This is a genomic window from Paenibacillus agri, from assembly GCF_013359945.1.
GTDB classification, from domain to species: domain Bacteria; phylum Bacillota; class Bacilli; order Paenibacillales; family Paenibacillaceae; genus Paenibacillus_AQ; species Paenibacillus_AQ agri.
The window spans coordinates 17,990-35,025 of record NZ_JABWCS010000189.1; the positions used below are offsets into that span (position 1 = coordinate 17,990).

11 protein-coding genes and 1 riboswitch are annotated in these 17,036 nt (G+C 49.3%); of the genes, 10 read left to right on the forward strand and 1 reads right to left on the reverse strand.

Going from position 1 to position 17,036, the window contains the following annotated elements; genetic code table 11:
* Window positions 1–21 precede the first annotated feature (21 nt).
* The 7 genes from HPT30_RS04300 to HPT30_RS04330 all read left to right on the forward strand — a co-directional run bounded on the left by HPT30_RS04300 (window position 22) and on the right by HPT30_RS04330 (window position 11,083).
* Window positions 22–960 (forward strand): aldose epimerase family protein, encoded by a 939-nt coding sequence (locus HPT30_RS04300; RefSeq protein ID WP_175370247.1) that lies wholly within the window; start codon window positions 22–24, stop codon window positions 958–960.
* A 1,309-nt stretch (window positions 961–2,269) separates the two neighbouring features.
* The gene (locus HPT30_RS04305; protein ID WP_175370248.1) at window positions 2,270–4,060 is read left to right on the forward strand and encodes a sensor histidine kinase; all 1,791 of its coding nucleotides are present in this window, start codon (window positions 2,270–2,272) and stop codon (window positions 4,058–4,060) included.
* On the forward strand, window positions 4,053–5,642 hold the full coding sequence (locus tag HPT30_RS04310) for a response regulator transcription factor (protein ID WP_175370249.1): 1,590 nt from the start codon (window positions 4,053–4,055) through the stop codon (window positions 5,640–5,642). Before HPT30_RS04305 ends, HPT30_RS04310 begins: the two co-directional genes overlap by 8 nt.
* Window positions 5,643–5,836: 194 nt before the next feature.
* Window positions 5,837–7,159, forward strand: a complete 1,323-nt coding sequence (locus tag HPT30_RS04315) for an ABC transporter substrate-binding protein (RefSeq protein WP_175370250.1) — start codon at window positions 5,837–5,839, stop codon at window positions 7,157–7,159.
* A 76-nt stretch (window positions 7,160–7,235) separates the two neighbouring features.
* Window positions 7,236–8,123 (forward strand): carbohydrate ABC transporter permease, encoded by an 888-nt coding sequence (locus HPT30_RS04320; protein WP_246316924.1) that lies wholly within the window; start codon window positions 7,236–7,238, stop codon window positions 8,121–8,123.
* Window positions 8,123–8,941: a carbohydrate ABC transporter permease gene (locus tag HPT30_RS04325; RefSeq protein WP_246316925.1), complete on the forward strand. Its 819-nt coding sequence runs from the start codon at window positions 8,123–8,125 to the stop codon at window positions 8,939–8,941. The genes HPT30_RS04320 and HPT30_RS04325 overlap by 1 nt, the downstream gene beginning before the upstream one ends.
* A 27-nt stretch (window positions 8,942–8,968) precedes the next feature.
* Entirely contained in the window at window positions 8,969–11,083 is a 2,115-nt protein-coding gene (locus HPT30_RS04330) for an alpha-galactosidase (protein ID WP_246316926.1), read from the forward strand.
* 776 nt (window positions 11,084–11,859) lie between these two features.
* Here the strand turns inward: HPT30_RS04330 and HPT30_RS04335 are convergent.
* Window positions 11,860–14,475 carry a glycosyl hydrolase family 95 catalytic domain-containing protein gene (locus HPT30_RS04335; RefSeq protein WP_175370252.1) on the reverse strand — a complete coding sequence of 872 codons (2,616 nt, stop codon included), beginning with the start codon at window positions 14,473–14,475 and terminating at the stop codon, window positions 11,860–11,862.
* A 242-nt stretch (window positions 14,476–14,717) separates the two neighbouring features.
* Between HPT30_RS04335 and HPT30_RS04340 the strand changes: the two genes are divergently transcribed.
* From HPT30_RS04340 to HPT30_RS04350, 3 genes are all read left to right on the forward strand, one after another.
* Window positions 14,718–14,867, forward strand: coding sequence for a hypothetical protein (locus HPT30_RS04340; protein WP_175370253.1), 150 nt, complete (start codon window positions 14,718–14,720; stop codon window positions 14,865–14,867).
* 7 nt (window positions 14,868–14,874) lie between these two features.
* Window positions 14,875–15,588 carry a DsbA family protein gene (locus HPT30_RS04345; protein WP_175370254.1) on the forward strand — a complete coding sequence of 238 codons (714 nt, stop codon included), beginning with the start codon at window positions 14,875–14,877 and terminating at the stop codon, window positions 15,586–15,588.
* 142 nt (window positions 15,589–15,730) lie between these two features.
* On the forward strand, window positions 15,731–16,588 hold the full coding sequence (locus tag HPT30_RS04350) for an AraC family transcriptional regulator (protein WP_175370255.1): 858 nt from the start codon (window positions 15,731–15,733) through the stop codon (window positions 16,586–16,588).
* Between the two features lie 327 nt (window positions 16,589–16,915).
* Window positions 16,916–17,017: riboswitch (cyclic di-GMP riboswitch) on the forward strand.
* Window positions 17,018–17,036: the final 19 nt, after the last annotated feature.

Genomic DNA, 17,036 nt, shown 5'->3' on the forward strand with positions numbered 1-17,036 from the left:
TGGTCTAGAGGGAGGGATATCATGACACATTGGCGGGAAAGTAAAATCGAAGGCCATGACGCCTGGATTGGCGAATCGTCACAGCTCTTGGTCTGCATAGTGCCGGGGCTTGGGGCTAAAGCGGTGTCGCTACGGAGCACCCGGACCGGGCGGGAATGGCTATGGCGTAGTGAAAAAGCACTCGGGAATGAGGGGTATGGTTCCCCCTTCCCGAATGGGGATGAGAGCGGCTGGGATGAGATGTTTCCCTGCATCGACGCCTGTGAATATCCGCTGGAGCCTTGGCAAGGCCGGACCATCCCGGATCATGGGGAGGTATGGTCACTCCCTTGGGAAGCTCACAACACAGGGTCTACCCTGCACTGCCAGGTAAAAGGTGAGCAGTTCCCATACCTGCTGGAGAAGACGTATTCCTTCACAGCGGATGGCACGCTGCGGATAGACTATTCCGTCACGAACACATCCACTGCGCCGTTCTCCTTCCTTTGGGCAGCCCATCCGCTGTTGGAGGTTCAGGCGGGGATGAAGCTGCATGTACCGAATAATCTCGATGAGATCGAGATTTCCTATTCGGCAGAGGAAAGGCTCGGCGTCTTCGGGGACAGACAGCCTTGGCCTTTGGCCCCTAGCTCTGGCGGAACCGTCGATTTGAGTGTGACGGAAGCGAATGAGGGACGATTTGCCGAGAAATATTATTTCACCGGCAAGGCGGAGACAGGAGTCGCAGCAGTCAGTGATCCTGCGACTGGAGAGTCCATCACGTTCAGCTACCCCGCTGAACAGGTTCCGTATCTGGCCGTTTGGGCCAATTACGGCGGATTCGGCGGCAATTATCAGCTTGCGCTGGAACCGGCCACCGGACGGATGGACCATCTCGGGGAGGCCGTGCGGCGCAGCGAGGTCGCCGTTGTTGCAGGCGGCCAAGTGTACCGCTGGCACCTTGAGGTGAGTCTTGTTTAAACTGGGAAATTTAATGTATACAAAACGAATAAAAGAAAATAACAACCAAATAAGCCGAAAAAAGAAAATAACAAAAAGCGAAGATGAGCAAACGGGGAAGTTTGGAACTGTAGGCACGGGAGCGCTCGCCTGCTAGCTTTCCATAGGAAAGCTAGCAAAGGTAGCGTATGCCTGAAAGCATTCCATAGGAAAGCTGGCAAAGGTAGCGTATGCTTGAAAGCATTCCATAGGAAAGCTCGCGTCGGAATATAGATTGTCAGCAGCAAAACCTATAATCCATGGCTAATCAAATTCAGCGATGTCGCCAGAAGCGGTAAATTCTCCTTCTCCAGTCGTCTTAACGGTGAATAAGAGGGGAAATTCGCAACTAAGAGCATTTTTGTACCTTATTTTTCTTTAAAATAGATAAATGAGTAAAATAAGTGCATTATTGTATCTTAATTTCCGAAAAAACGCGCTGGACGGGTATTTTGGAAGATTTAAGGTACAATATTGCACTTAATCTCCATAAACCCTTAGCAGCAGAGGATTTAAGGTACGAAAATGCCGTTAATTACAGTTCGATCCTTCTTATATAAAGCTCTCTTTTTTCTTGTCAATGTTTGTTTTTTATGCGTTCTATATAGCGAGAAAGAATGCAGAGGGAAGGTTTGGAACTGTAAGAGCAGTAGTGTATGCCTGTAAGCTTCTATAGGAAGCTAGCATCGAAAGCGCACGACTGCAAGCTTTCCGCAGGAAAGCTCTCACCCGTAAGCGTAAGCATAAGCATAAGCTCACGTGATTTCGACCGCCAGAAGTGGTTCATAAAGTAGAAATCCGGGGACAACAGCGGCCGGAAGTCCAAACATCCACCCTAGTGGCGATCGAGCCTTACCTTTGGAACTTACGTTTGGAACTTACGTTTGGAACTTACGTTTGGAGCTGTTTGGAACTTACGTTTGGAGCTGTTTGGAACTTACGTTTGGAGCTGTTTGGAACTTACGTTTGGAGCTGTTTGAAACTTACGTTTGGAACTTACGTTTGGAACTTACGTTTGGAGCTTACGTTTGGAGCTTACGTTTGGAACTTACGTTTGGAGCTTACGTTTGGAACTTACGATTGGAACTTACGATTGGAACTTACGTTTGGAGCTTACGTTTGGAGCTTACGTTTGGAACTTACGTTTGGATCTTATGTTTGGATCTTATGCTCGGATATTATTATGTTCAGATCATAAGTTCAGATCATAAGTTCAGATCCTAAGTTCGTCATATATAATAGAACAGACTAAAAGGAAAAGTTCAATTTATACAGCAGGAGGGACACAGAGATGATCAAATGGCTGTTTATGAACCGGAGCATCCGGACCAAAATCGTATGGAGCAATATGGTGATTTCCCTCGTCCCCTTGCTGATTTTGTCCTATCTGTTCTACCAGACAAGCACCAGCTCGCTGGAGCAGGCGATGATCCGCAGCTCTGACCAGAATGCTGAATATGTGTCGGATAATCTGGACCAGTATTTTCGCAATCTATCGACCTCGGCACTCCAGGTTTACGGCTTCAAGCGGGTCATTGATCTGATGGAGAATGGTACGAACTACAGTGATGCCAACATTATGGACATCAGGGAGTCGCTGGCAGGATACTACCGGCTTGTGGTTAGCAATAATGCCGATATTATCAAAATTACCGTGCTCGGAAGTGATAACACCGTCCAGGACAGCTGGTCTAGGGCCGACAGCTACAACGTCATTGAACTAAATGATCAGGTTCCCCATTACCGGGAAATTCCTGATCTGCCTTTCCAGCACTCCCTGATGTTCACTTATACGGATCCTGTGATTGAGCAGGATCTTTTTGTGTATGCGATGACCATTTACGATCCTTTCTATAAGAAGAAGTTTGGTTCGCTGGTCTTTTATGTGAAGGGGAAAGACTTCTATAAGAAAATGGAAAAGTATAACCGCTCGCCGAATGTGATCGTCTTGCAGAATGAGCGCGGAGAGACCTTTTACCGGACCAGTGAGGCCTATGCCGGGGAGGTCAAGCCCTACGTCCGTCCGGAGCGGATGATCGACAGCCATGCACACCAACTGCATTTTTCGCAAAATCGTGAACTGCTAACTAGCACTTCCTATCTGGATCATGCCAACGTCGGGCTGAGCGTCTTGTATCCCAGCACGGAGCTGGCAGATAACCGCAGAAACACGCTGCGAATTACCATTGTTGTGCTTGTGTTAGTTATGCTCGTCATTGCAGGCTTTTCTCTGCTGGCGCAGCAGTTCATCACAAGGCCGATTCAGTATCTCGGCAAAGCGATGCGTGCTGTCCGGAGAGGGAAATTTAACACCACACTAAAGCCCAATCGTTGGCATGATGATTTGTCAGAGCTGACGGCGAACTTTAACTTCATGACGGAGAAGATCCAGGAACTGATTGAGAAGGAGTATAAAATGCAGCTGCGGAACAAGGAAGCCCAGTTTCTGGCGCTGCAAATGCAGATTAATCCGCATTTTCTGTACAACACGTTACAGACGATCGGCGGCAAGGCGGTGCTGATCGGGGATTATGAGATTCATGAGATGTGCCGCGCCCTTGGGGATATGTTTCGCTACAGCTTCTATGAAGGCAATATGGAATCGACGCTGGGTCAAGAGCTGGCGCATCTGAACAACTATTTGTATATCCAGCAGCTTCGGTTCGAGGAATCGCTAAAGACGGAGTTTGAGGTGCAGTCGGAGCTGATGGACTGCTCCATGATTCGTTTTATGCTCCAGCCGATCATGGAAAATACGATTGTCCATGCTTTAGGCCAAGAGGATCATCACCTACTCGTGATCGGCGTAACTGCTGTCCGTGAGGGGAAGGATGTGCTGATTGTCATCCGTGATAACGGAACGGGCATGGAGACAGAGAAGCTGGCCGAGCTGCAAGCGGCACTTGCCAGCCCTGCACCGGAAGTGTTTTCGGGTGTCTCCATTGGACTGAGGAATGTCCATGAGCGGATTCGGCTATTTTATGGCCCTCCTTATGGCCTTACTCTGGATAGCACACTAGGCGAAGGAACGATAGTAAAAATCCGGATTCCATATAAAAAAACGGGGGCTGAGCATGTATAAAGTGATGGTCGTAGACGATGAACTTTGGGGCCGCAGAGCAATCAGTAAGATGATCAGCGAGTTGGCTCTGGATGTCGAGGTCATCGCAGAAGCTAGGCATGGGGAAGAAGCGCTTAAGCTGATCGGAGTCAGCAAGCCGCATATCGTGGTTACCGATATGAACATGCCGGTCATGGACGGACTGCAATTTCTGGAGCATCTTCATGAGCATCACAGTGACATCCGGGTAATCGTGATCAGCGGGTATTCCCAGTTCGAGTACTTGCGGGGGGCTATTCGTTATCAAGCCTGCGAGTATTTACTTAAGCCGGTTTCTATCGGTGATCTGCGAAGCGCGATGATCAAGGCGGCGGAACTGAGCCGCACTTACAGGAGTCATCAGCAGCAGAAAAAAGAAGCCGTGGATCTGCTCAAGCTGAAGCGGAGCGCTTTTTTGCAAAATGTCACTGCGGAAAGGATCACTAATCCATCAGACATCCTTAAGCATCAGGAAGAATTGCAGATTCCTTCTGGCCTGGAGCATTCCCGGCTGGTAGTGATGATGTTCCGGCATTTTCAGGAGACAGCCCGTACCCGGTTTCACGGCAACGCCGATCTGCTGATGTTCAGCATCGAGAACATTTTGCATGAGCTTTTGCAGGATGAACTGGCGCTGGTCTACAAATCGGATGATCGTCTGCGAATTTGCCTGGTCGTGAATGGGACGCTGACTACCGGGACACAGGGGCCTGCCTGGTTACCGGAGTTCCACAAGGCTGTTCAGCGGATGCTGAAGCTGGAGGTCTGCGCCGGACTCAGTCCGTCTTTCAGTGAACTAGCCGAGCTGCCGCATATGTTCCGTGCTGCCAATAAAGCCATCGGGGGAGCCCGGCTGCATGATTCCGGCTGCGGTCTATACCCTGCAGAGGATCAAATCGAGACCAGGGGCGGCGGTCTGCTAACTTCCTTTGATTTGCAGGCTCTCCGTCAAGCGGTGGCCTCCGGTAATGTGAAGGAGGTCCGGGAGCTGCTGCACAATTATTTGACAAAGGTAACGGAATGCGGAGTGATCACGGTGAGCGAGGTTCAGCAGGAGCTGACGAGAATTATGGACGTGGCAGTCTCGGAGCTGAAGGTGATGGTATCGGCTTCTCCTACGGTCTTTGATCCCCAGTCCATCACAGGCCTTATGGATGGCAGGGAAGTCACTTTGCTGCTGGGCCGCTGGCTGGAGGCGATTGAGGAATACAGTACGGACCGGAACGAATCCGAATCGATCCAGATGATCCAGAGCATCGCCGCTTTTTTGAATGACCATTACTTTGAAGATATCAGTCTGATTGATATTGCCACTAGATTTCATATGGACCCAAGCTACCTGAGCAAACTGTTCAAGACAGTGACCTCGGAGAATTTCATCGAATATCTGACCCGCAAACGGATGGAAAAGGCATGTGAGCTGCTGCGTGCTTCTGACCGGAAAATCAGCGATATCTCTGAGCTCGTGGGCTATGAGAATCAGCGTTATTTCAGCCAGGTGTTCAAAAAAAGCACGGGACAGACGCCTTCGGAATACCGGGACAGCCATCTCCAGCGGGACTGATTACAAAAAATTGAACATCCGCTGCACCATTTATTTTATTACGGTTTCTCCCGGAAGCCGGTACGATAAAAGCAGGACATAAAGAGCCGTATAAGCTGAACTTAAGGATCACGTACTGCGAGCGGAGCATTCAGATCCTTAAGCTCACTCTATATAGCGTCCAACGCTTGAACTAGATGAAGGGGGAAATTACGTTGAAAAAATGGATGTCCATCAGTCTTGGTGTCATGCTGCTGAGTACCTTGTTATCCGCATGTGGCGGAGGCAATAATACACCGTCTGCGGGCGGGAATGCCGAAGGCGCTCCCAGCAGTGGAGGCAATACAAAGTCTGAAGAACCGGTGACGATTAAGTTCATGCACTTCAAGAGCGATTTTACCGATCAGATTGCCAAGATTGTAGAGCAATTCGAGAGCGAAAATCCCAATATCAAGGTCGAAATACAGCCGGTCAAATACGATGATTACTATACCCTGCTCAAAACCAAGCTGGCAGGCGGTGACGTCATAGACGTCTTTACACTAAACGCCGGTTTCAATACCCAGCTTTTTGCGGACGGCGGTTATCTGACAGATCTTACGGGCCAGCCTTTTTTGAACAACTTTGATGAAAGCGTAGTCAAAGGCCAGGCGACAGATGGCAAGAACTATGTGATGCCGCTGAATGCGAACCCGATTGCAGTGTTCTATAACAAAAAAATCTTCAAGGATCTGGGTCTGGAGGTTCCGAGAACCTATGATGCCTTGATTGCAGCCGCTGAGAAGATCAAGGCAGACGGCAAAACCCCGTTCGCTCTTGGCTGGAAAGACGGATGGACGATGACCATGTGGAATACCCGCGATCTGCCGAGCAATAGTGCCTTGGTAGAAGGTCAGCCAGACTTCTTCGAGAAGATAGAGAAAGGTCAGGCGAAGTTCGCAGACAATCCTGCGGTCAAAACAACCATAGAGCATGCCGCGAAGCTGTTTGAGCTCGGTAACAAGGATCAGCTGGGCGTGGATTACAACGGCGCTGTCGATCTTTTTGCCAAAGGAAATGTCGGCATGATGTATATGGGCACTTGGCCGCTCCCGGATATTGAGAAGAAAAATCCTGATCTGTACAACAATGATTTGGGCTACTTCCCGTACCCCTTCAGCAACGACGAGAGTCTGAACAAGCTGGACTTTAACGCAGACGCGTCACTGGCTATCGGGAGCAAGACCGAGCACAAGGAAGCTGCACTCAAATTCCTGGAATTCATGTCCAGCAAAGAGGGCGGGGATGCCTGGGTGGAGAACATCAAATCCTTGAGCTATGTTAAGGGAACCTCTACCGATATTGCCCCTGCCATCAAGGATTTGCAGCCGTACTTCGATAATGGTCAGACCTATGATTCCCAGCTTTATTTAGCGAAGACGACCATTGACTGGCGGGCTCCATTTGATCAAAACCTGCAAAATCTGTTCTTTAAGAAAGTTACGCCGGAGCAGATTATTTCCAATATGGACGACTGGTTGAGCAAGAACCATAAATAGCGCTCAGTAGACAAAGAGACGTGGGGGAAGGCATGGAGGAACACTCTGTGTCTTTTACCCTGCGGGAAGAAAGGATATGAGACTTATGGGGAATCTCCAGCGTGCCCTGCGGAAAGAGATGTGGTACCTTCTTTTTATTGTGCCGGGTGTTTGTCTGTTTATTATGGCGGTTGTTATTCCGCTGATCATGGGAGCGCGTTATTCTTTTACAAACTGGGATGGTGTGTCTAATAAGTTCGCTTTTGTCGGCTGGGATAACTATGTAAAAGCGTATCAGGACCCTGGTTTCTGGGCTGCTCTTGGCAATACAGCCAAATACGCTCTCATACTGACGCTGCTTGTGAATGTGTTCTCTCTGTTGCTTGCGCTGGTACTGGATGCTTTTCTGCCACTGCGCAATGTATTCCGGACGATTTTTTTTCTACCGAGTGTGATTTCAATCGTTCTGTCGGGGTTTATCTGGAGCTATAACTACAGCACAGGGATTCCCCAATTGCTGAGCCACTTCGGACTGGATGTCACAAGCCCGCTCGGCAATCCTGATTATGCCTTGTTCGGGCTGATTCTTGTAGCGCTGTGGCAGGGGATTGGCTCGCCGATGATCATTTATATTGCCGGCCTGCAAGGTATTCCGCAGGAGCTCAGCGAAAGTGCCAAGATTGACGGTGCAGGGGTGTGGAAATCCTTCCGTCATATCACCTTCCCCTTGCTCGCGCCTTCAGTTACCATTAACCTGTTGCTGGTGCTGACCGGGTCGCTCAAAGTATTTGATCTCGTCTTTGTAACTACGAACGGGGGGCCCGGCTTCGCTACAGAGGTTGTGTCCACGTATATCTACAGAACTTCCTTTTCTTCCTTCCAGGGCGGGTACGGGATGGCATTGTCCATGATGTTCTTCCTGATCCTGGTGATCGTTACAGTTGTGCAAATGTCCATTTCCCGCAGACGGGAGGTGGAGATGTAATGAAAAAGACGCGAATCGCGGTTTTTGTATTGATTTTGGTGTTGGCCTTGATTTTTTTGTTTCCTTTATATATTGCCGTATTGATGTCGGTCAAAACAGCCAAGCAAACCTTTGATTCTTTTTATGCTCTGCCGTCCAGCCTTGATTTTTCTAATTATCTGCACGCTTGGCAGACCTCGAAATTCCCGGTGGCGATTAGCAACAGTCTTATCATCACAGGTTTATCTGTGGTGCTGATTGTACTGGTATCTGCCTTAGCTGGTTATTCGATTGCAAGAAGGAACAAGCCTTTTTATAACATCATATTTCTGCTGTTTCTGTCGGGAATGATGATTCCGTTTCAGGTGACGATGCTCCCATTGTATAAGCTTGGAAAAACCCTGCATATGCTCAATACGCATTGGGGCATTATCCTGATCTACGGGGGATTTGGTATCCAGATGGGCGTGCTGTTCTATACAGCTTTTATCAAGCAAATCTCGCGGGAAATCGAGGAAGCGGCCACGATTGATGGCTGTTCTACACCGGGAATCTTCTTCCGTGTGATTCTTCCTTTGTTAAAGCCGGTGACGGCAACGGTGGTTGTGTTGAATGCACTGTACATCTGGAATGATTTTCTGCTGCCTTTGCTTTATTTGCAGGACAATCAATACCGGACCATCCCGCTGCAGCAATATTTCTTCTTCGGTCAATACAGCAGTGATTTGAACCTGGCGTTCGCTTATGCGGTCATGGGAATGATCCCGGTCATCGTCTTCTTCCTGCTGATGCAGAAATTTATCATTAAGGGGATCGCTGCAGGCGCAGTCAAAGGATAACCTGATAAATGAATGGAGTGTTTTACGTTGGCGATTCAGTATTTGGAACAGGAACGAATTTTTGAAATCCGGATGAAGCAATCCTCTTATATTTTGGGTATTAATGAAAAAGATAGTGTGCAGCATCTGTACTGGGGCGAGCCAGTAGAGGCACGCGACTGCGTGGGCCTGCTGGCTGCGCGCACTCACAGTTCCTTTGACGCCGACTTGAACGGCGAGCTGGAGGAGTACGGCGGTTGGGGAGGTAGCAGCTATACCGAACCTTGCCTGAAAGTGAAATTCGGTGATGGGGTCCGTGACCTGAAGCTGCAATACACAGGACATGAAATTGTCAGTGACAATGAACTGGTGATCATCCTGACCGATGCCCATTACTCGCTGCGGGTGGAGGTCTGCTATAAAGCAGTTATTCAACATGATCTGGTCGAAAGAGTTGTGAAGGTCACGAATGAAGAAGATCTGCCTGTGGGTATTAACCAGGTTATGGCGGCGGCGTGGTCGCTCCCGGTATTGCCTGCTTACCGGCTGACGCATGTCACAGGCCGCTGGTCTGGAGAATATCAGCTTCGCTCCCAGCTGCTGACCGAGGGCAAGAAGGTGCTGGAATCCAGAAGAGGATTCACGGGACCGCATGCCAATCCATGGTTCGCGATTGATGGAGGTCAAGCAACGGAGACTCAGGGCAAGGTCTGGTTCGGAGCCTTGGGTTGGAGCGGTAACTGGAAGATTGTCGCAGAGAAGTCCAGCTTCGGCCGACTGCGTATCGTCGGCGGGATCAATGATTTTGACAGCTCGTTCACACTTGCGCCGGGAGAGAGCTACACCTCGCCGGTCTTTACAGGCGGGTTTGCTGCGAACGGCTTCGGGCAAATGAGCCGCAATCTGCATCGCTATCAAAGCGAATGCATCCTTCCAGGCTCGCGGATTAGAAGAGTGCTCTATAACTCCTGGGAAGCGACGGAGTTCGCTGTAACTGCCGAAGGCCAAAAAGCGCTGGCCCGACAGGCGGCCCGGATGGGCACGGAGTTGTTCGTCGTGGATGACGGCTGGTTCGGTGGACGGAACAGTGACCGGGCAGGTCTCGGGGATTGGACCGTCAACCCGGAGAAATTCCCGCTGGGTCTTCAAGAACTGATAGATGATGTGAAAGGACTGGGCATGGATTTCGGATTGTGGGTAGAGCCGGAATCTGTCAACCCGGACAGCGATTTGTACCGGGAGCATCCGGATTGGGTCTATCAGTTCCCGAACCGTGAAGGGACATTGCTTCGCAATCAGCTGTTGCTGAATTTAGGCAAGCCTGAGGTCAAGGACTTTGTGCTTGATTTTATGACTGAACTGCTGAGTACCCACGACATTTCCTTCATTAAATGGGATATGAACCGGACGGTCACAGAGCCAGGGATGCTGCCGCTGAAAGAGCATGAAGACCAGTCCGTGTGGATCAAGCATGTGGATCACCTGTATGAGATTTGGGCAGAGCTGAGACACCGCTTCCCGCAGGTGGAATTCGAGACCTGTGCCGGCGGCGGTGCACGGATCGACCACGGCATTTTGCGGTTCGCCGACCAAGCGTGGATCAGCGACAATACGGATGCCCGCGACCGCTTGAGCATACAGGAGGGCTTCACTTATGCCTACAGCCCATCCATTATGATGTGCTGGGTGACAGAATCGCCGCATGGCATGAACGGCAGAAATCTGCCGCTCTCGTTCCGCTTCCACAGCGCCATGATGGGCGGCCTTGGCATCGGAGCGAATATCGGCAACTGGTCCGATGAGGAAATAGCCGAAGCAGGGCGGTATGTGCAGCTGTATAAAGACATTCGCCATGTCATCACGGAGGGAAGTCTGTACCGGCTGTCCTCGTTCCGTGAAGGCGATATTTCAGCCAGCCAATACATCAGCCATGATGGACAGGAGAGCGTGGTCTTCGCCTTCCAGCAGGCCCAATATTTCGGCTCTGCGGAGAAAAGACTGACCCTGCAAGGACTTGATCCGCAAGGCATATATCTTGTGCAAGATGAGAAGGGCGAAGCCGGTACGACATGGCATGGCTCTAGCCTGATGAACCTTGGCCTGCCGCTGACCCTGTGGGGCGATTACGCCAGTCAGCTGTTCCGGTTGACCCGCCAGTCGTAGGCAGGCGGATATTTGGGTGAAATGTGAAAGAGAAGAAGCGTCCCCGATTTTTGCTGGGGACGCTTCTTTGCGTGATGGTATTTTGCTACAAGTTGTTATGGTATTTTGCTACAAGTTGTTGTTGCTAGTTGTTATGGTGTTTTACTGTTAGTTGTTATGGTGTTTTACTGTTAGTTGTTACGGTGTTTTGCTACATGTTGTTAGCATATTTTGTTACTTGTTGTGATAAATAACTGTGCTACTACACGATAAGCCACACTATCCGCTGTTCGGGGATTAATATTGTTGTTTGTATAACACGCATTTAAAACACAGTTCAATTTCAAAATGACTTCGACGTCTCAATAACGGGTTTCTTGTATCCCTAAGGTACAAAATGAACCCTTGGTTCAAAAGGATTTCACTGATTCAAGTGACAAATACGCCGAAAAGCTCAACTTCACTCGATAGGGCATTGGAATAACGGGAATAACTCCTGTTATTTTGATTAAATTCTCTTCTTTTCTAAAAATAACTGGAAAAACTCCTGTTAATTACCTCGTGACTAGGCCACAGAACAGATAAAAGAGGTTTTTAACGGGAGAAATTCCCTTTATTTACGACAAATAAGCTGGAAGTAAACAATTAACGGTATATTTTCCTGTTATTAATGTCCTCTTTAGCTCGAACGCGGGCTCAGGTGAATATTCCGGCGAAGTGCGGGCCAAGGATTTCTCCTGCCCATTCGGGACGTTAGATTATTAAGTTCACACTATATAGCTATCACCTTTATCTTCTTAATGTGGGTGCTTCACGATGGTGATTGTTTCTCCCGGCGCGGTCTTGATCCGGCCTATTTCACCCGACAACGTAACCTGTTCCCCGGACGAGAGTGTACATAGTGCGCCACCTTCCCAAGGGATATAGAAGGAGAGAGGAGCACCAGCTTCGCTGATGATCTCGATCCACTCTGGCTCAACGTCGCCGAATGCCGCGCTGACAAGGAAGCCGCCCACAGCGCGCAGCGTATGGAATTCTGCGTGCTGTCCATCCGGCCAATTGGGGAAGAAGCGCAGGTTTCCGTTGTAGCTTTGCAGCAGACATTCATTAATAACCGCAGGCAGGGAGAAATTCTCGAACCATATCCCCATCCGGGACATGAAATCGAAATTTTCCGTGTCTGCATAACGCCCACCACTCATTAGAACACGGTCTGTGCAGGTTCCGTTCGGCAGCAGGCAATATTGGATTTGCCGCTTGAATCGCTCCAGATCCAATACACCAAGGCGGGCACCGGCAAGATGGTAGAATACTAGCTCATTGCCGCCCTCATTGCGGTGATTAAGATAGGAATTCACTGCTGTCTGGTAGTCCTCTTCGGAGGAATGCAGGCCATGGTCTTCTCCTGGGAAGACGGTTGTGAGCGGAACCGGCACGTTATAGACGACCTCGGGATTCTCACCCTCCACCGATACGAAGATACGTCCGTTCCGGGATTCGGCTGTAGGATAGGACGGGAAATGGTTAAGGATTTCTTCCACCTCATCCAGGAGCTGCGCCTCTTCTTGCTCTGAGCCAAGCACGGCACAGGCTTGAATGAATGCACGGAAAACGAACCGGGTCAATGTCAGGTCGATGAGGCAGTCGCTGTTTTTGGCAAAACCGGGCGTGATCTCGTATAGCTCCGGCACAACTGTCGGAAAGATATGATAATTCTCGTCTCCCCATTGTTCTCCCCGAGCTTCCGGGCGTTTCATATAATCTACCATGAACAGAACAGCTTCCTTAATGGGCTGGAAAGCCCGGTCACGCAGGAAGACAGCATCCATAGAGTAAAGATAGTGCCACCATAGACTTTGCACAGTCCATGGCGTTTCGCAGATTTCCCAGCCCCAGTGCGGTACCGGGTAAGGCATCATCGTCATTTCCACCGGATAGGCCGAGTGCGGGAAATATGCTCCGCGCAGGCCGTAGTAATCACGCGCCCAGGTTTGGCTGACAGGCAATACATGATCCACCATATCGACATAAGGCAGATGCTTGTCGAGATGATTGCTGGAGAACGCCAGCCAGAAGGGCTGCTGCGTATTGTAGTTCATATGGTAATCGCCATGCCAGTCCGCGCCGATCTTCCGATAACTCCAGTTGGCAAATAGTCCAGGGCAAGTAAGTCCTTCCTTCACGGAGCAGTTGAAGAAATACAGATTTCGGTACCAGATACGCTCCAGAAATTCATCCTCCAGTGCGACGGAGGAACGACTCCAGTAATCTCGCCATAGCGTCGCTGTTACTTCTTTGGCTACAGCGAAACCGCCTAGCTCGGGCGGTATCACGAACGCTGTGGCCTGAACCTCGCTGCTAAGACCTTCCCACAGCTCGACGCAGGCAATGAAACCTTGTAGCTCTTGCTGCGATTCAGATTTATCCTGAGATAAATGATCCTGCGCGGCTACGCGGACCTTAGTTACTGGTACTGCTGCTGCTGTCTGATCCTCTGACGTGACCGGCTTACCCGAACTATCCTCCAGATACAGACTGGACACTTTTGAAACGCCAGCCACACTGGAAACGCTAGAAACGCTAGAAACGCTAGAAACGCTAGAAACGCCACACACGTCAGAAACGCTGGAAACGTCAGTCACACTAGATACGCCAGCCGCTTTGACCGCAAGCCGGAACGCCTTGTCGCTCGCCTGTCCGATATAAGGAGTAGGTGGTTGTTCCATACGCGGCAGTATCTGCGTGAAGTGTTGTAGTCCTGTTACGGTGTCGGTTAGAACTTCTGCTTGTGGGAATTCTGGCGGTGTCTCCGGGTCAGGAATCAGCTTAACCTCCGTGAAGAGCGGAACGGCCTTACCACTAGCGGCATCAGTTACCTTCAGCCAGACACGATCATGGTCTCCTTCTACGAACAATTCGAGCACGGCAGGTTTACCTTGTATCAAAAAATCAATCGTGCAACGCCCATCAGCAATATGCACAGTGTGGCCCAGCACCTCGGCATCCCGCCGATCATACCGAAGCAATAACGAACCGCATGGCATCGGCTTGGGATAGGGGTTGCGGTAATTATCGCCGGCCATTTCACAATATTGTTTATACCACGGGTTATCGGTGACTTGCGCCAGATCAGCCGGAAGGTCAGCGAACCGGTCAAACACCTCCTGAAAGGTCATAATCTCGTCCTTATGCTCCTCCGCAATCCGGATATCCCACACATTGTTATGTCCAAAATGCAGCATTATCGCATCCGGCCGGGTCGTGACGACCACGCCCATTCCTCCGTTGCCCAGCAAAGCACCTTCAAAAAAATCCGTTGCCGGTCCGTTGAACTTAATATCATGCAGACCGGCCCGTTCATATCCCATGTGCTTATTTTTAAACTTGCCAGCTTGTTTAACGTTCTTACGCATCTTGTGTTCCTCCTCGTCTTGTCATGCTAAGCACAGTTCCTAATGTATCTGAATGTTAGATTACTGTATTTAGCGGGAGGTCCAATAGTTGCACGATTGGCGGATGAATTGATAGAGCAGGAGAAGTGTACCTACTCTTCCGAAGTGTACCTTTCAGGCCAACTGGGAACACGGTAAGATCGAATAATAGAAAGCGCTAACATTATAAAGCGCAATTGTTCAGTCGGCAAGGGAGGGGGACTTTGTTTCACAAAGAGCAGCAGCTGGTTCTGAAGCATAAACTCGGACTTGAGCTGGAGCATTGTTTTAAAAAGAATGTACTGCTGCTTATCCTATCGTACTTTTGTATCGCATATGTATCCGTAACTATTGTATCAATCGTGAAGGAATGAATAACAGATGGCTAACAATTCAAAGACAAAATCGGGATTTCCTTATGTTTTTACCGTGATTACAATCAGCGTGCTTGTTCTTGCCGGGGCGCTAATCTTTCTGAAAGGCTCCGGCACAACCTCCGATCTGAAGGGGTTACCTAACTATACGGAAATCAAAGGGGAATATGACGCGAAAGGTCTGAAATATGAGAAGCAGCCCCATCTGGGCAGTCCGGACGCCAAGGTCAAAGTCATCGAGTTTGCGGACTTTAAGTGCCCGGCGTGTAAGAACTGGAAGCAGGCTTATTTTGAACGTTTTCAACAAGAGTTTATCGAGACCGGCAAGGTGGAGTTTTTCTTCATAAACTACGCTTTTATTGATCGTGATTCCATTATGGCCGCCAGTGCAGGGGAAGCTATTGCCGCCCAGAACAACGATAAATTTTGGGAGTTCATGAGCAAACTCTATGACCACCAGGGCGATGAGACCCAGATTTGGGCGACCCCCAAGTTCTTGAAGGATTTTGTTAAGGAGAACATCAGTGGCATCGATTATGACAGGTTTGCCAAGGACCTGGACGATCATACGTATATGCTTCCGGTAAAAGAAGACTTCAAAACAGGAGCGAACTACGGCGTGAACGGAACTCCGCAGTTCATGGTAGATGGCAAGCTGCTGCCTAGCTCCTCCTATGAGGAACTGGCTGCAGCTATCGAGTCACAACTTGCCGCCCAGTAATATCGCCTGGATCGACACACTGAGGAACACATTCTGCTGAGATTCTATTTGAATAAGCTATAGTAAATTGTTTACAATGGTGATGTTTGGTCACGTTTACCTTGATCAAGTAATTAACTGGAATAGTGGAGGGGATTACCTCATGAACTTTACTTCCTTGCATCCCTATGTATATCTTGCGACACGATACCCTTTTTCCAAAGGGCAGTCCAGTTCTCCGCGAATATGCTACACCAGTTCCATTTACTTGATCAGCGAGGGGTATGGCGTGCTGTGTACAAATGGGGAGCGTACCCGGCTTGGTCCGGGTGCGCTTGTTTATCTTCCGGCGGGGCAGCCACATGAATGGCTGGCTGATTCGCAGGAGCCAATGGTTCACCTATGCTGCTATTTCGATTGGTCCTATGTCGAGCGAGCGGCGTTTTTTGATACGGCTTGTCCAGTCTGCTACCCGCCCGAGCCGTTGTTGGAGGAACTTGTGGGTCCGCCATTCCCTTATTCGCTACCGGAAATTATCATGGTGGAATCCGTGCGCGTTTGGCAGGAGCTCTTCCAGAACTTTTATAAAACTGCTAGTTTTACCAATGAGCAGACCTTTATGCGCAGCTTGACGATTCAGCGGAATTTCCAGACCTTCATCGACTACTTCCTGAACAGCTTGCTGAAGGACCAGCAGATTCCAGACCGTAGAATCAGTCAACTTCTGGAGGTAATGGAGCAGGATTTGCTCCACGACGCTCCCAAGCCACTGGATGTTTATTACACCAGTCTTAATATGAGCCGCGGGCATTTTTTTGAACTGTTCCGTAAATCTACCGGCTGCTCGCCCATTCAGTATATGAATCTCTTTCGAATCGGCCGAGCGAAGGAAGACCTGCTCCACACCATGCTCAGCATCACAGAAATCGCCGAGAAATATCATTTCAGCTCTGTGCATTACTTTTCCCGGCTGTTTCACCAGCTGACTGGGGAGGCTCCGCGGGAGTTTCGCCAGAAATAGATAGAAGCATATACATTAGCACCCCTTCGGGCTCATTAGATGTTTTCAATGAGGCTAGAAGGGGTGCTTGATGTGGGTGTCGACAAGACACTTACTTGGGGCTTGAGTGTGAAAATACAATTATTGTTTTCCTTGATATATCCTTATTTTGTTATTTGTCTGGGTGATATGTAAAATATTATAGATTATATAAGCGCTTTCATGAATAAAAGATAAAATTCACAAAATAGACAATATTAACAGATTCATTTATAGGTTATTATTACCACGCGGAGTATGTTTTGTAATTGAAGTAATGAATTGTCGTCAATCCTTAATAACCATTTGAATTTATAAAGGCAAACCTGTACGAAAGTCAGGGACGCAAAGCCACGGGCCTTATTCCCAGCATCTTCGGATGTTCTGGCGAATGGTAGCCGGGCCGCTTCTTCAATGGTTTTTTTGTGCC

Excerpts from the sequence above, each read along its gene's own strand:
- HPT30_RS04300 (WP_175370247.1), top strand. The coding sequence starts at position 22 with ATGACACATTGGCGGGAAAGTAAAATCGAAGGCCATGACGCCTGGATT.
- HPT30_RS04305 (WP_175370248.1), top strand. The coding sequence starts at position 2,270 with ATGATCAAATGGCTGTTTATGAACCGGAGCATCCGGACCAAAATCGTA.
- HPT30_RS04310 (WP_175370249.1), top strand. The coding sequence starts at position 4,053 with ATGTATAAAGTGATGGTCGTAGACGATGAACTTTGGGGCCGCAGAGCA.
- HPT30_RS04320 (WP_246316924.1), top strand. The coding sequence starts at position 7,236 with ATGAGACTTATGGGGAATCTCCAGCGTGCCCTGCGGAAAGAGATGTGG.
- HPT30_RS04325 (WP_246316925.1), top strand. The coding sequence starts at position 8,123 with ATGAAAAAGACGCGAATCGCGGTTTTTGTATTGATTTTGGTGTTGGCC.
- HPT30_RS04335 (WP_175370252.1), bottom strand. The coding sequence starts at position 14,475 with ATGCGTAAGAACGTTAAACAAGCTGGCAAGTTTAAAAATAAGCACATG.
- HPT30_RS04345 (WP_175370254.1), top strand. The coding sequence starts at position 14,875 with ATGGCTAACAATTCAAAGACAAAATCGGGATTTCCTTATGTTTTTACC.
- HPT30_RS04350 (WP_175370255.1), top strand. The coding sequence starts at position 15,731 with ATGAACTTTACTTCCTTGCATCCCTATGTATATCTTGCGACACGATAC.